This window comes from Gemmatimonadaceae bacterium (assembly GCA_035606695.1).
Classification (GTDB): domain Bacteria; phylum Gemmatimonadota; class Gemmatimonadetes; order Gemmatimonadales; family Gemmatimonadaceae; genus JAQBQB01.
Genome location: DATNEW010000008.1, coordinates 89655 through 103950, shown reverse-complemented (window position 1 = coordinate 103950; position 14296 = coordinate 89655). Strand labels below are relative to the sequence as shown.

Genomic DNA, 14296 nt, shown 5'->3' with positions numbered 1-14296 from the left:
GTGCGAGTTGCCGGTGACTGCGGAAGAACCGCGCCAGTACGTTACCCACCCCCAACAGCCCTCGGTCAATGGTTCAACGGTGGCGGACACACGGGGCCGCCTCTACTCTTACCGCGTGCCCCGACAAAACAACGAAGCCTCGCTGCTCCGCGCCGTCGGCGTGTGGGGATTGGCAGCCAGCATCGTCAACATCACCATCGGCGGAGGCATCTTCCGCTTGCCGGCCGCCGCCGCCGGCGCGCTCGGCGCCGCGGCTCCGATCGCCTATGTCGTCTGCGCCGTCGCCATGGGCCTCATCGTGCTGTGCTTCGCCGAGGCGGGTAGCCGCGTCTCACTCACCGGCGGCGTGTATGCCTATGTCGAAGTCGCGTTCGGACCGCTCATCGGCTTCGTCACCGGCGTGCTGATGTGGGCCGGCATCACGGCGGCGACGGCCGCGGTGTCGTCCTTCTTCGCCGACGCGCTGGTGGCGCTCATTCCGTCGCTCGCGAATGTGCGCGGAATCGCCATCACGATCATTCTCGTCGCGCTCGCGGCGCTCAACGTCGCCGGCGTGCGCGGCGCGAATCGCTTCAATGCAACCATGACGGTCGCGAAGCTGCTGCCGCTGCTGCTGTTGATCGTCGCCGGCATCGGCGCCGTGAAGCACGAGAATCTCGTCGTCGCGAGCGCTCCGGCCGCAGGCAGCGTCGCCCGCGCCTCGGCGGTGCTGATCTTCGCCTTCCTCGGTGTCGAGACCGCGCTCGTGCCGGGCGGCGAAGTGCATGATCCCGCGCGCACGGTACCGCGCGCGATCTTCATCGCCATGGCGGCGGTGACAATTTTTTATCTCGTCGTCCAGATCGTCACGCAGGGCATTCTTGGCCCCGCGCTCGTTGGACAAAAGACACCGCTCGCCGAAGCCGCGGCGGTCGCGTTCGGCGCCTGGGGACGCACGCTCATACTCGTCGGCATGGCGGTGTCGATGTTCGGCTACATCAGCGGGATGACGCTCGCGGTCCCGCGCACGCTTTACGCATTCGCGCGCGATGGATTTCTCCCCGCGCCGATCGGCGCCGTGCATGCGCGCTTTCACACGCCGCACATTGCGATCATGTTGCAGACCGTGATCGTCATCATCCTCGCGGTCAGCGGCAGCTTCGAGCGTCTCGCGATCATCGCCAACGGATCGATTCTCCTCGTCTACGCGGCCTGCTGCATCGCGGTGTTGAAGCTGCGTCGCATGGATGTACACTCGGACGGCGTGCCGTTCCGCGTTCCCTTTTCGGCCATCATACCGGTGCTCGCCTTCATCGTCATCGCGTGGATTCTCTCCACGCTCTCGGCCGACGAATGGAAAGCGCTGCTCGTCATCGTCGGCGTCGCGGTGGTGTTGTTCGCCGCGAGCATGGCGAACCGCCGCGCGGTACACGCCGAGGGCGCCGCGTGACCGATCCGCTGCTGCAGTTTCGCGCCGAGTTTCCAATTCTCGAACGTACGACGTATCTCGTCTCGAACTCGCTCGGCGCCATGCCGCGTGCAGTTCCCGAGCGACTCGCCGAGTACGTGGATCAATGGGCCGAGCTGGGTGTGCGCGCGTGGGCGAAAGGCTGGTGGGAAATGCCCGTGTCGGTGGGCGACGAGATCGCGCCGCTGATCGGCGCCGGCAACGGCGAAGTGGCGATGATTCCCAACGTCACCATCGCGCAGGCGTCGGTGCTGTCGTCGCTCGACTACGGCAATGGCCGCGACACGATCGTGATGACCGAGCTCGATTTCCCGTCGGTGCGCTACGTCTACGATGGCTTGGCACGACGGCTCGGTGCGCGCATCGTGGTCGTCCCGAGCGACGACGGCGTCGGCATCGACACGCAGCGGGTCATCGACGCGATCGATGAACGCACGCGCCTCGTCGCGATCTCGCACGTGCTGTTTCGCTCGGCCTTCATCATGGACGCCGCGGCGATCTGCCGCCGCGCGCATGACGTTGGCGCGCTCGTGTCGCTCGACGCGTTTCATTCCGTCGGCGTGATTCCGGTCGACGTCAAGGCGATCGGCGCCGATTTCCTGAGCGGCGGCGTGCTGAAATGGTTGTGCGGCGGACCAGGCGGCGCGTTCCTCTACGCATCGCCAGAGACGACGAGTGGGTTGTCGCCGGCGTTCACCGGATGGCAGGCGCACGCGAAGCCGTTCGCGTTCGATGCCGAGATGCAGTATGCCGATCACGCGTGGCGTTGGCTCAATGGCACGCCGCCCATTCCGGCATTGTTCGCCGCGATCGAAGGGCCGCGCATCGTGCGGCGGGCAGGGATCGAGCGCGTGCGCGAGAAGAGTGTGCGGCAGACGTCGCGCCTCATCGAGCTCGCGGATGCGCGCGGCTATCGCGTGACCGCGCCGCGCGATCCCGCGCGGCGCGGCGGCACCGTGGCGTTCGACGTACCGCACGCGTACGGCGTCGCGCAGGCGCTGCTGGCAAGCGACGTCATCGTCGACTATCGGCCTGGCGCGGGCATTCGTGTGGCGCCGCACTTCTACACGAGCGATGATGAGCTGGAGCGCGCGGTGGAGATGATCGATGAGATCTTGAAGGAGGAGACGTGGAAGAAGTACGAGGACAAGCGGGCGGTGGTGACGTGATGAATGTCAAAGGGCCCGAAACGCGAACCCGGTCGTCATCCCTCGACCCGCTTCGCTCGCTCGGGATGACAGCCGCGTTACTTGCCGTCTTCTCATCCACCGTCTCAGCCCAATTCACCCATGCCGACACCGCCGCGTTGCATCGCACGCTCGACGGCATCGCCAGCGCACACCATGGCGTGCTTGGCTACTCGGTGCTCAACCTCGATACCGGCGAACGCCTGTCGCTCCGCGGCGATGAAACGTTTCCCACCGCGAGTCTGATCAAGGTTCCAATTCTCGTCACGCTGTACGATCTCGCCGAGAAGCACGAGCTGTCGCTCGACGATCCGATCACGGTCCTGAAGATCGATCAAGTGCCCGGAAGCGGCGTGTTGCAGTTCATGCATTCGGGCATGAGTCTGAGCGTGCACGACGCCGCCGCGCTGATGATCGTCTTGAGCGACAACACGGCAACGAATCTCATTCTCGACAAGGTCGCCATTCGCCGCGTCTGGACGAAGATGGAATCGCTTGGCCTTCCGCACACGAAGGTGCATTCCAAGACGTTCCAGCGATTCACCAGCGTCGCGATGGACAGCTCGGTGAAGTACGGCCTCGGCGTCACGACGCCGAACGAGATGGCGCACCTCTTTGAATTGCTCGCGCAGGGACGCGCGGTCAGTCCGGCCGCGGATTCGGCGATGCTCGATCTGCTCGCCAATAACGCCGACGGCGAACAGATGCAGCGGTACGTCGAGGGTGTGAGCGCGCCGCACAAGACGGGCTCGACTGATTCGGTCCGCACCGAATGCGCCCTGTTCCGCCTGCAATCGCGCGTCGTCGCGTGCGGCCTCACGAAGCAGAATGCGGACACGCGCTACTTGCCGGACAACGAGGCGCACCTGACGCTCGGAAAGCTCGGCGCCGCGATAGTATCCGCCTGGCCCAAAAAGCCGTAAGCCGCCGCCCCGACGCCCCGACGCCCCGACGCCCATACGCCCATACGCCCATACGCCCATACGCCCGTCGTCCAATGGCCCACAGTATGCCCTTCTCGACCACAGGAGGGTAACTGATGTCACTGAAGTCACTTCGCCGCATCCTCGTCGCCGCCGCGTTCGTCGGAATCCCCGGAATCGCCAGCGCGCAATTCACGACGTTCATTCCGCCGAAGAACAAGGCCGCCGACTCGGTCAAAGCCGCGGTCGCCGTCCAGCAGCAGATGCAGTCCGACAGCATCTCACACGCGCAGATCGCCAACATGCGCACGTGGGTCGACTCGGCCGCGGGCGTCACGCCGGCGCCGGTTACCGCCGCCGATTCGCTCTCCAACGGCGCCGCGACGACGTCCGCCGCCGCCGAAACGACGACGTTCCGCAACGGCACGCGCGCGCCGGCAACAGCGAGCGATCTGCCGCTCTTCGCGCTCATCGGCACCGGCGCACTTCTGCTCGGCACGATCCTGCTGCGCGGCGGCACGCCGGCGCGCGATCGTGCGTAGACAGCTGGGCCTCGCGCTCTGCGTCTCCGGCGGCCTGATTCTCTCGGCCACCGGTGGACGCTACGCGTTCGGAGCGTATCGGGCCGACCAGGCGCGCACCGCCTGGGATGAGTCGCAGGCGCACAGCGCGGTGGCGTCGGCGCGTTCGGCTGCGTTGAATCGCGGCCCGCGCGAAATGCTCGTCGCGGGCGCGCCCATGGCGCACATCATCATTCCGCGCATCGGGCTCGATGCGATCGTGCTCGAAGGTGTGAGCGACGACGAGTTGAACGCCGGACCAGGCCACCTGCCCGGCAGCGCATACCCCGGCGAGCCCGGCAACGCCGTGATTTCGGCGCATCGCGATCGACACTTCAATCATCTCGATGCGCTCGCCATTGGCGACACCGTGGTCACGGAGTCCGATTCGCGCGTGACGACCTGGCGGATCGTCGCGAGACGCGTGATCGACAAGAACGATCCCGCGCTGTTTCGCACGCCGGACGCGACGCTGACGCTCACGACGTGCTGGCCGATTCGATACTTCGGCCCGGCGCCCGAGCGATTGATTCTCACCGCCAAACCTTTGCATCGGTCGCAGCCTCAGAGCTGAGCCGCCGAGCGAGGGGGCGCAGTACTTTCCCCGCATGAACGAACTCATTCGCGTCCTGCCGGCGATCGCCGACGCGCTCGCGCACGGACGGCCGGTCGTCGCGCTCGAGAGCTCGGTGCTCGCCCAGGGGCTGCCGATTCCGCAGAACCGCGCTGCTGCCGAGCAAATGGTGCGCGCCGTGGAGGGGGGTGGTGCCGTCGCGGCTATCACCGCGGTCGTGAACGGCACGCCCACGATCGGTTTGACTCCGCCGCAGCTGGAGCGCTTTCTCGGGCGTGATGGTGTTCGCAAAGTGTCTGCGCGCGATTTGGCCCCCGCGATCGCGAACGGCGACGACGGTGCGACGACGGTGGCTGCAACGTTGTCGCTGGCGAGTCAGGCTGGAATCGAAGTGTTTGCCACCGGCGGAATCGGTGGTGTGCATCGCGACTCGCCGTACGATGAGTCGGCCGATCTCGCGGAGCTCTCGCGAACACCGATGATCGTCGTGTGCGCGGGCGCGAAATCCATTCTCGATCTCGGCGCAACGTGGGAACGACTGGAGAGCCACGGCGTGCCGGTCGTCGGCTATCGCACGAGCGAGCTGCCGGGGTTTTTCACGGCGCAAACAGGCATTCCGCTCGACACGCGCGCCGACGACGCGGAGCGCATCGTGAAAATTTGGCGAGCCCATCGTGCGCTTGGCAGAACGCAGGCGTTGTTGGTCGTTCAGCCGCCGCCGGCGGCGTACGCGCTCGATGCGCGGGCCGTGGAGAATGCGGTCGCTGAGGCGCAAACTTTAGCGCGGCGTGAGGGCGTCGTGGGCGCGAAAGTAACCCCCTATCTACTGAGTGCCGTAACTCGTTTGACGAAAGGCACTTCGCTCGACGCCAATCTGGCCCTCCTCGAACAGAATGCGTCGCTCGCCGGACGCATTGCAACGATGTGTGCCGAGTCAGCGTGAGGGGTTCAGAGAGTCTCGATAATTGGGCCTGAAGCAGCTGAAGTGTGGAGCGTGCACCGCAACGGTGTTCCTCCCTTCATCGGTCCAAGCGCTCTCCGCTCCACACTTCGCGCTTTGCTTTGATTTGCCATTGAACTTCGCGGCTCCCTGATGGTACTATAGCAGTACCCTCATGAGCTGGAGGCTTGCTGACGATGGCCACCCCGTTCCTGAGTTCTGAGGAGTACGACGAACGCGCGCATCAGCTCTATAACGAAGGGCAGTATGACGAGGCGCTCACCGTACTTCGTGAAGGACTCACGCTCTATCCGAATTCGGTGGAGCTGCATGTAGGGGTCGGATACGCCCAGCTCGCGCGCGAGGAATACGCTTGGGCCCGCCACTCCTTCGAGCAGGCGCTCGTCCTTGAACCCGAACATGAAGATGGGCTTGCCGGTCTCGGCGAAACCCTGCTGAAGCTCGGTCAGGATGTCGCCGCCCAGCGGTGTTTCCGTCGGACGCTCGAGCTTGGTTACGCGGATGACGTCGATCTCATGCTGCAGATCGGACGGTCGCTCTTCCGCGAGGGGTCACTTCGAGAGAATCAGGGCTTCTTCGAGACCGCGAAGGAGTTCTTCGAGACCGCGTCGCAGCAAGTGCCCGACTCGGCGGAGGCGATTGCGTGTGTTGGTTACGCGCAGCATCGGCTGGGCGACGACGACGCGGCCATTGGCTCGCTCCGCCGCTCGCTGCAGCTGGATAGCGATCATGCGGAAGCGCGGATCTACCTCGCCAACATCCTGTACGATCAGGGTGAGTACGAGGCGGCGCTCTATCATTTCGAGCGCACGAATCCCGAGGATCATTGGGACGAGTTGGGCATCTGGCGGTTGATCGAGCTCAAGCGCTCGCTCTATCGCCTCGAGGAGAGCGATCCCGAGATCAAGCCGTGGGACGAGCGTCTCGCGGAGCTCGCCGGTGATCTGGACGACGTCGATACGATGTTGATGGAGCTGGAACCGCGCTCAGGCGCGGATACTGCACCGGCGGCTGAAGCTCGAGGCCAGCTCGAGCTCTTCGGCAGCTTGCTGAGCTCTCTCGCGGAGCACAAGCAGGACGAAACGGGGGAGGGAAGTGCCCTCGCTGTGCCGGAGCACCAGATCATCGCGTCAGACGGGACCCCGTTCCATGGGTCCTGGGAGGACATCGTGCGTCGTATGCGTGACGAGAAGGGCAATCCTGCGCATTCGGTGCAGGAATACATGAGCGGAGTGTCGCAACACGGCTTCCGCCAGACGGGAGTTCGCATCCCGACACACGACGCGGAGAGCTTTCTCCGCGGCAGCGCGAAGGCCGGGCTCATCCAGATCGTTCGGTGAGCCCAGGCACCACTCCCACGCAGCGAAGCGCACGCGCCGCACTCGATGCGGCGCGCCCCGCCGTCGCCCGCCTGGACGCGACGCGCGGGACTGAAGATCTCGCAGCCGATTTGATCGAGACGTGGAGCGCGGTGGAAGCCGCGCTTCGTTCGCTCGTGGGAGCAAGCGCGGCGAGCGCGCTTACGGGCCAGGCATTGATTCGCGAAGCACGACAGCGTCAAATGCTCAACTTCGATCAGGCGAACTCGCTCGCCGAGTTCGAGGCGGTGCACACGCGATTGCAGGACACCGCGTATCGCGCGACGGAGAGCGACGTCAACTCGGCGCGAAATGCGTACCTCAAGCTCGACGCGGCGTTGATGGGCGACATCGAGCCCGAGCGTAGCGCGCCGATCGGCTCCGGCTACGCCGCCGCACCGGCGGCAGCCGCAGCTGCGGCAGCCGCAGCTGCGGCTGCCGCAGCTGCGGTTGCACCGACCGAACCGGTCGTCGTGAGCACGTCGACCAGCCGGCGGTTTCCGCGCTGGCTCGTTCCCGCCGTCGTTCTCGGCGTGATCGTCATTGGGATCGCCGCGTACTTCAGCTTCGCGCCGCGCGGCAATTCGGATATGGATCAGGGCATCACGGCATATCGCGCCGGTCAGCGCGAAGTCGCGGTGTCGGCGTTCACGAAAGCGTCGCGTGACGACCCGAAGGCGCCCCTGCCGCACATCTGGCTTGCGCGCATGGCGCGCGACGTCGGCAACTTCACGCTCGCCGGCCAGGAGCTCAACAACGCGCTGCAGCTCGATCCGAACAACGCGCTCGCGCTGCGCGAGATGGGCGCGAGCCTGTTGCAGCAGGGCAACGCCGAGTTGGCGCGGCGGTTCTACGTGCGCGCCGTGCAGGCCGATCCCACGGACAAGATGTCACAGGGTTATCTGGGCTGCGCGTTGATGCGCCTCAATCGGGTGTCGGAAGGCACGACGTTCATCACTCGCGCGGGCCCCGGACCGTGGTCGAATTGTGCGGCGCCGGCGGGTGCGGTGGGACAATCGACCACGCAGCCGCCGCCGATTCCGCACTAGAAGAAAACACGGACAACATCGGAAGTGACACGGAAAGTCGGGAAACTGCGTTAGAGACTGGTAACGCCAGTTTACTTCTTTTGTGACGCAGTCTCCGGCCGATCCGTGTATTCCGGCGTGGTCCGTGGTTCTTTTTGGGATTGACGCGGAAAGGGCTTTCCGCCCCGACATCCCAGGCCTACCTTGGGCCGGTTCCGTCCGATGGCCTCCTCCCACCCCGACGGCTCGTGATTCAATTCTCCGGTGTGTCCAAGACGTACCGCAGCTGGCTGGGACGAACGGTCAACGCGGTGACGGATTTCTCGCTCACGATCAACGAAGGCGAAGTCCTGGGCCTGGCCGGTCCGAACGGCGCCGGCAAGAGCACGTTGATCGGCTTGCTGCTCGGATACATGCGTCCGACCGCGGGGAGCGTCACGATTCACGGCGTGTCGCCGCGCACGTTCATCGAGCGGCACGGCATCGGCTATCTGTCGGAGCTCGTGGCCATTCCGCCCAGCTGGCGCACCGAGAACGCGCTGCGGCGCTACGCGCTGCTCGCCGGGATCGAGCCCGCGCGCGTGCAGGAGCGCGTCGACGCGGTCGTCGGGCAGCTGGGTCTCGACGAACATCGAAAAAAACTCATTAAACAACTATCAAAAGGCAACCTGCAGCGCGTCGGATTGGCGCAGGCCATGCTGCACGACGAGCGAATCCTCATCCTCGACGAACCGACGCACGGGCTCGATCCCATGTGGACGCAACGCTTCCGCGATCTCGTGGGCGACATGCGCCGGCCCGATCGCGTGATCTTCATCGCGTCGCACAATCTGGACGAGCTGCAGCGCATTTCCGATCGTGTCGTGATCATCGACCGGGGCCGGCTGCAGCGCGTCGTGGATCTGAAGACGGCCCCGACGGCGGATGCGCACACGCCGTATCGAATCGCCGTCGCCGCGGGCGCCGAGCATGTCACGGCCGTGTTCACCGACGCCGTCGCCGCCGGTCCCGGCGAGTTCGACATCCCCGACCGGTCGCTCGAGACGCTCAACCGCGAGCTCGCCGAGCTGCTGTCGCGCGGCACCCTCGTCGTATCGGTCTCTCCGGTCCACACCGCGCTCGAACAACAATTCCGCGAGGCCGTCGCCCAATGAGCGCTCCCGCTCTCTCCACACCGCTGCCGCGCCGGCACGCCCGGCTCGGCCGCTACGCCGAATGGCAGGCGCGCGACTTCGTGATCAACATCGCAATCATCACGCTGCTCCTGTTCGGCATGCTCGGCTGGCTCATCCATCTCAACATGGACGCGAACGAAGAGATGATGCGCGCGCGCCACATGACCATGACCACGCCGATGAGGCTCGGGTTGTTCCGCGAGCTGTTCGCCATGTTCACGTACGTGGCGCCGATCATCGCGGTCAGCGGCATTTTCTCGGTGGACCGCAGCAGCGGATACACGCGCTTTCTCTTCGCGAAACCTGTCTCGCCGCCGCGGTTTTATGCGCAGAGCCTGATCGTGAAGTTCGCCGGCTTCCTCGTCGTTTCAGCGGTGTTGTTGTTCGTCTGGAGCCGGCTCCATCCGCCGGCGTTCGACTGGAAAATTCTCGCCGCTGCCGCCATCGGATTCGTTGTCGTGGGCGGCATCGTGTTCCTGACGTCGGTGTTGACGCGCTTCGACGGCTTGATCGGCATCGTGGTGCTGCTCGTCGGCGCGGTCGTGTGGGACAAGTGGGAACACGTGACCGGGTTCAAGCATTGGCTCACGTGGATCGCGCCGCCAACAAGCAAGCTCACGGAGCTGCACGATTGGGCGCTCGGGCTGAACGCGATGGGCAACCTCGTCGACTTGCCGTTTCCGACGAAGTGGGCGATGTGGAACGTCGCGTATGGAGTGGCATGCGTTCTGTTGGGATTGGTTATGCTTCGTAAGGTCCCAGTGACGAAAGCCTGAACCATTTCCCATCGCACGTGACAACCTCAGCACTCACGACGACGATCGATCCCGCATCGGTCGTCCGGACGCGGCTTCCCAACGGCCTGACCGTGCTCATTCGGCGCGACCGGTCGGCGCCCGTCGTCGCGATCGTGACGTACGTCAACGCCGGCTACTTCGACGAGACCGACGACATCATCGGCATCGCGCACGTGCTCGAGCACATGTACTTCAAGGGCACGCCAACGCGCGGCGTCGGCGAGATCGCCAAGCAGACCAAGGCCGTCGGCGGCTATCTCAACGCGGCGACGATCTACGATCACACGAGCTATTACACCGTCCTGCCCTCGTCGGGCTTCGCGCAGGGGCTCGACGTCCAGGCCGACGCCTATGCACGCTCGCTGATCGACGCCGGCGAGCTGGCCCGCGAGCTCGAGGTGATCATCCAGGAGGCCAAGCGCAAGGCGGACAGCCCCGGCGCGGTGTCCACCGAAACGCTCTACGAGCTGATTCACGACCGCCACCGCATTCGCCGGTGGCGCATCGGCCGCGAGCCGGGGCTGCGCGCGCTCACGCGCGAGGCGCTCGTCGGTTTTTATCGCAATTTTTATCATCCTGGAAATACAGTTCTCTCAATCGTCGGCGACGTCGACGTCGACGATGCGCTCGCCGCGGTGTACGACAAATACGGATCGCTGCCGTCCGGCGAGCCGCAGCGGCAGCCGGGACCGACTGAAGAAGGCGTCGGCGGATTTCGCTACCGCGAGTGGACCGGCGACATCACGCAGACCCAGTTGGCCTTCGGTTGGCGCACGCCCGGTACGACGCGTCCCGATACGCCCGCCCTCGATCTGCTGGCGGCCGTCATCGGCAGCGGACGCGCGTCGCGCCTCTACCGCGCCGTGCGCGAGCGTCGTCTGGCCTCGTCCATCACGGCGTACAACTACACGCCGACGCAGATCGGCGTCTTCGTCGTGCACGCGGAAACGCCGCCAGAGACCGCGGCTGACGCCGGCCGCGCCGCATGGGATCAGCTTCGCGCGGTACGCGACGGCGACCTGGGCGAGCTCGAGGTCGAGCGTGCAAAGCGGATCTACGAATCGCAGTGGGTGCGGCGCTTCGAGGACATGGAAGGACAGGCCAACTATCTCGCCGAGTGGGAAGCACTGGGCGACTGGCGCATGGGCGATCGCTATTTCGAGCGGCTCATGACCACGACGCGCGACGATCTGATCGCCGCCGCCGACCGGTATCTCAATCCTGACAACGCGGGCGTGGTGGTCTATCGCCCGAACGGCTCGGCGCCGGTCAGCACCGGCGCGCATGAGATGAGAGAATTGCTCGATCGCGAGCCGCGCCCTCCCGAGCTGACTCCGCCAAAGCCGTATCAGCCGCACATTCTGCCGGCGGCGCAGCGTCCCGCCTTCGAGCGTGAGGAAGCCGGCGTCCGCGTGTATCGCACAGTAAACGGCATGCCGATCCTCGTCCGTCGCAAGCCTGGCGCGCCGCTGCTGCACGTCGGCATCTATGCAATCGGCGGGGCGAGCGATGAACCAGCGAAGCTCGCGGGCCTCACGGGTCTCATGGCTCGTACCGCGACCAAAGGCACGACGTCGCGCAATGCGCTTCAGATCGCGGAAGAAGCGGAGATGCTTGGCGGCAGCGTGAGCGCCGCGTCGGGCGCCGAGAGTTTCGGATGGGCGATCTCGGTTCCGACGCACTCGGCGGCTGCGGCCGTCGAGCTCCTCGCGGACGTCGTGCAGCATCCCACGTTCAAGGACGATGCACTCGAGACCGAGCGCGCGATCGCCATCGCCGACGTCATCGCCATGCGCGACGACATGTTCCGCTATCCCATGCGGCTCGCGACGCAGGCGGCGTTTGCCGGACATCCCTACGGCACTCCGGCGAGTGGCACCGAAGACACGCTGCGTCGGATCACCGTCGATGCGGTGCGCGACTGGCACGCATCGCACGCGCTCGAGTCGGCGTCGGCGATCGCCCTCGTCGCCGACGGCGATCCGGACGAGCTCGCGCAGATCGCCGCGCGCGCGTTCGCCGACATTCGCTACACGCCGCCCCGCACGTTGGCCGCCCCTCGCTGGCCAAACACGCTCACGAGCATCGTCGAGCCGCGCGACCGCGCGCAGACCGCGCTCGCGATGCTCTTTCCCGGTCCGGCGCGCAACGATGACTCGCGCTTCGCGGCGGGCATGATCGCGAGCGTCGCCAGTGGACTCGGCGGCCGTTTCTTCGATGAGCTGCGCGACAAACGCTCGCTGTGCTACACCGTGCATGCGTTCGCGATGGAGCGGAGACTCGCCGGCACCTTCGGGGCATACATCGCCACGAACCCCGAGCAGGAGGATGCCGCGCGCCAGGGGCTGCTCACCGAGTTCCGCCGGTTGCGCGAAGAACCCGTGACAGCCGACGAGTTGAATCGCGCAAAGACGTACGCGATCGGTTCGCACGCAATTCGGCAGCAGAGCGGCGGTGCTGTGCTGGCGGACATGGTGGATGCGTTTTTGTTCGGTTCGCTGAGCGAGCTCACCACGTTCGACGCGAACGTTCGCGCCGTGACGGCGGAATCGATACGCGCCATGGCCGAGCACTGCTTCGATCAGTCGCGGCGCGTTGAAGGCGTGGTGCGGGGGACGGGAAAGGCGGTGTAAGCCCCGGCTGTCATCCTGAGCGAAGCACAGCGTAGCGAAGGATCCCTTGACTCCGAGGAGAGCGCTCTGTTGTGATAGGGGTCCTTCGCTCCGCTCAGGACGACATGACTTCAAAGTTGTGTAATCCCCGCCTTTCCATGCTCCGTTTTCCATCGCGTCGCGGTCTGAATCGGGGCGCCGGGTTTGCTCACGTACGGCACGATGCGGTAATCCGCTTCGCACACGTCGCCGTCGAACCGGCAGACGACGTAGCCGCGGCGATTGTTCTGCCACTTGAGATGCGGGTTCTCCGCGGCGAGCGCGCCGACGGCGGCGTTGCGATCGCTCCCGTCGCCGCCTGACGTAAAGCTCGTGCCCACGAACTCCGCCGCGACGATCGGCGTCTCATCGCGCGTGAAGCGCGCGTGAATCTCATTCACCCAGTTGGAGTGAATGTCGCCGCTGATCAGCACCGTGCGATTGCGCGCGTATTTGCCGATCGAATCGAGTAGACGATCGGCCGCCGCGGGATAGCCGCCCCACGAATCCATGTGATACGTGCGCGTCGGCCCGGCGGTGAGGTCGAAGGGCGCGAACATCACCTGGTTGGCGAGGATCTGCCAGTGCGCGCGCGAGCTCGCCAGTCCGCTGCTCAACCACTTCTCCTGATCGGGACCGAACATCGTGTGCTTGGGGTCAGCCCAGTCGCCGCACGGAACTGCTTGATCGCCGTCACCGCAGGGCTGATCGCTGCGATACTGCCGGCCGTCGAGCAGATGAATCCGCGCCAGCGCGCCCCAGTCGAGACGACGCATCTGTACGAGATCGGCCCACGAGTTGGAGTGCGGTACGCGCACGGGTTGATGCTCCCACCACGCTTGATATGCGGCGGCGCGGCGCGCGTGCATCCACTCCGTGGATTCCATCTCGTTCTCGCTCACGAGACCTGCGTAGTTGTTGTCGACTTCGTGATCGTCGGTGATCAGCAGCCACGGAAACGCCGCATGCGCCGCCTGCAGCGCCGGATCGGATTTGTACTGCGCGTACCGCCCGCGATACCCCTCCAGGTCCATGACCTCCGCGGTTGCATGCAGTCGCGGATTCGCGGTGTTTGGCCCGTACTCATAGATATAGTCGCCAAGGAACGCGACGGCGTCGATCTCTTCGTTCGCGAGATGTTGCTGCGCAGTGTAGAAGCCTTGCTCGTAATGCTGGCACGATGCGAACGCGAGTCTCAGCGGTGTTTGCGCGCCCTCGGCCGGCGCGGTGCGGACCCGTCCGACGCCGCTCGTCGCTTGTCCCGAATGAAAGCGATAGTAGTACCACCGATCGGGCGCGAGTCCCTTCACGTCCACGTGCACGCTGTACGCGAGCTCCGGCACAGCCGTCGCGCGCCCTTGCTGAACGATCTTCGTGAAACCCTCGTCGTCCGCGACTTCCCACGTCACCGCCGCTCGGGAGCCGTTCATTCCGCCGTGCGGGTCGAGCGGACGGGGCGCGAGGCGCGTCCAGAGCATCGCGCCGGCGGGCGAGGGATCGCCCGACGCGAGCCCAAGCGCGAATGGATCGTCGGCGAAGCGCGGGCGATGCACCACGCGCCAGTCGTTCGGAACGATCGCCGCGAGCGCGGCGATGCGAGTGAGATCGATGAGAAAATCGCGCCGTTGCATGGCG

At 65.6% G+C, this 14296-nt stretch carries 12 protein-coding genes; 11 read left to right on the top strand and 1 reads right to left on the bottom strand.

Going from position 1 to position 14296, the window contains the following annotated elements; all coding sequences use genetic code 11:
- Window positions 1-115: 115 nt before the first annotated feature.
- The 11 genes from VN706_02305 to VN706_02255 all read left to right on the top strand — a co-directional run bounded on the left by VN706_02305 (window position 116) and on the right by VN706_02255 (window position 12643).
- The gene (locus tag VN706_02305; GenBank protein HXT14433.1) at window positions 116-1429 is read left to right on the top strand and encodes an amino acid permease; all 1314 of its coding nucleotides are present in this window, start codon (window positions 116-118) and stop codon (window positions 1427-1429) included.
- The gene (locus VN706_02300) at window positions 1426-2616 is read left to right on the top strand and encodes an aminotransferase class V-fold PLP-dependent enzyme (GenBank protein HXT14432.1); all 1191 of its coding nucleotides are present in this window, start codon (window positions 1426-1428) and stop codon (window positions 2614-2616) included. The genes VN706_02305 and VN706_02300 overlap by 4 nt, the downstream gene beginning before the upstream one ends.
- 65 nt (window positions 2617-2681) lie before the next feature.
- Window positions 2682-3557, top strand: coding sequence for a serine hydrolase (locus VN706_02295; GenBank protein HXT14431.1), 876 nt, complete (start codon window positions 2682-2684; stop codon window positions 3555-3557).
- A 116-nt stretch (window positions 3558-3673) separates the two neighbouring features.
- The gene (locus VN706_02290) at window positions 3674-4099 is read left to right on the top strand and encodes a hypothetical protein (protein ID HXT14430.1); all 426 of its coding nucleotides are present in this window, start codon (window positions 3674-3676) and stop codon (window positions 4097-4099) included.
- Window positions 4092-4691: a class D sortase gene (locus VN706_02285; protein ID HXT14429.1), complete on the top strand. Its 600-nt coding sequence runs from the start codon at window positions 4092-4094 to the stop codon at window positions 4689-4691. Before VN706_02290 ends, VN706_02285 begins: the two co-directional genes overlap by 8 nt.
- A gap of 34 nt (window positions 4692-4725) precedes the next feature.
- A complete protein-coding gene (locus tag VN706_02280; GenBank protein ID HXT14428.1) occupies window positions 4726-5634 on the top strand; it encodes a pseudouridine-5'-phosphate glycosidase in 909 nt (302 codons plus the stop codon).
- A 194-nt stretch (window positions 5635-5828) separates the two neighbouring features.
- Entirely contained in the window at window positions 5829-6992 is a 1164-nt protein-coding gene (locus VN706_02275) for a tetratricopeptide repeat protein (GenBank protein HXT14427.1), read from the top strand.
- On the top strand, window positions 6989-8059 hold the full coding sequence (locus VN706_02270; GenBank protein HXT14426.1) for a tetratricopeptide repeat protein: 1071 nt from the start codon (window positions 6989-6991) through the stop codon (window positions 8057-8059). The genes VN706_02275 and VN706_02270 overlap by 4 nt, the downstream gene beginning before the upstream one ends.
- Window positions 8060-8286: 227 nt before the next feature.
- Window positions 8287-9192 carry an ABC transporter ATP-binding protein gene (locus tag VN706_02265; GenBank protein HXT14425.1) on the top strand — a complete coding sequence of 302 codons (906 nt, stop codon included), beginning with the start codon at window positions 8287-8289 and terminating at the stop codon, window positions 9190-9192.
- The gene (locus tag VN706_02260) at window positions 9189-9989 is read left to right on the top strand and encodes a hypothetical protein (GenBank protein ID HXT14424.1); all 801 of its coding nucleotides are present in this window, start codon (window positions 9189-9191) and stop codon (window positions 9987-9989) included. The genes VN706_02265 and VN706_02260 overlap by 4 nt, the downstream gene beginning before the upstream one ends.
- 17 nt (window positions 9990-10006) lie before the next feature.
- Window positions 10007-12643, top strand: a complete 2637-nt coding sequence (locus VN706_02255) for a pitrilysin family protein (protein ID HXT14423.1) — start codon at window positions 10007-10009, stop codon at window positions 12641-12643.
- A gap of 110 nt (window positions 12644-12753) precedes the next feature.
- Here the strand turns inward: VN706_02255 and VN706_02250 are convergent, their stop codons facing one another.
- Window positions 12754-14292 (bottom strand): alkaline phosphatase D family protein, encoded by a 1539-nt coding sequence (locus VN706_02250; GenBank protein ID HXT14422.1) that lies wholly within the window; start codon window positions 14290-14292, stop codon window positions 12754-12756.
- Window positions 14293-14296: the final 4 nt, after the last annotated feature.

Excerpts from the sequence above, each read along its gene's own strand:
- VN706_02260 (HXT14424.1), top strand. The coding sequence starts at position 9,189 with ATGAGCGCTCCCGCTCTCTCCACACCGCTGCCGCGCCGGCACGCCCGG.
- VN706_02250 (HXT14422.1), bottom strand. The coding sequence starts at position 14,292 with ATGCAACGGCGCGATTTTCTCATCGATCTCACTCGCATCGCCGCGCTC.
- VN706_02280 (HXT14428.1), top strand. The coding sequence starts at position 4,726 with ATGAACGAACTCATTCGCGTCCTGCCGGCGATCGCCGACGCGCTCGCG.
- VN706_02275 (HXT14427.1), top strand. The coding sequence starts at position 5,829 with ATGGCCACCCCGTTCCTGAGTTCTGAGGAGTACGACGAACGCGCGCAT.
- VN706_02295 (HXT14431.1), top strand. The coding sequence starts at position 2,682 with ATGACAGCCGCGTTACTTGCCGTCTTCTCATCCACCGTCTCAGCCCAA.
- VN706_02290 (HXT14430.1), top strand. The coding sequence starts at position 3,674 with ATGTCACTGAAGTCACTTCGCCGCATCCTCGTCGCCGCCGCGTTCGTC.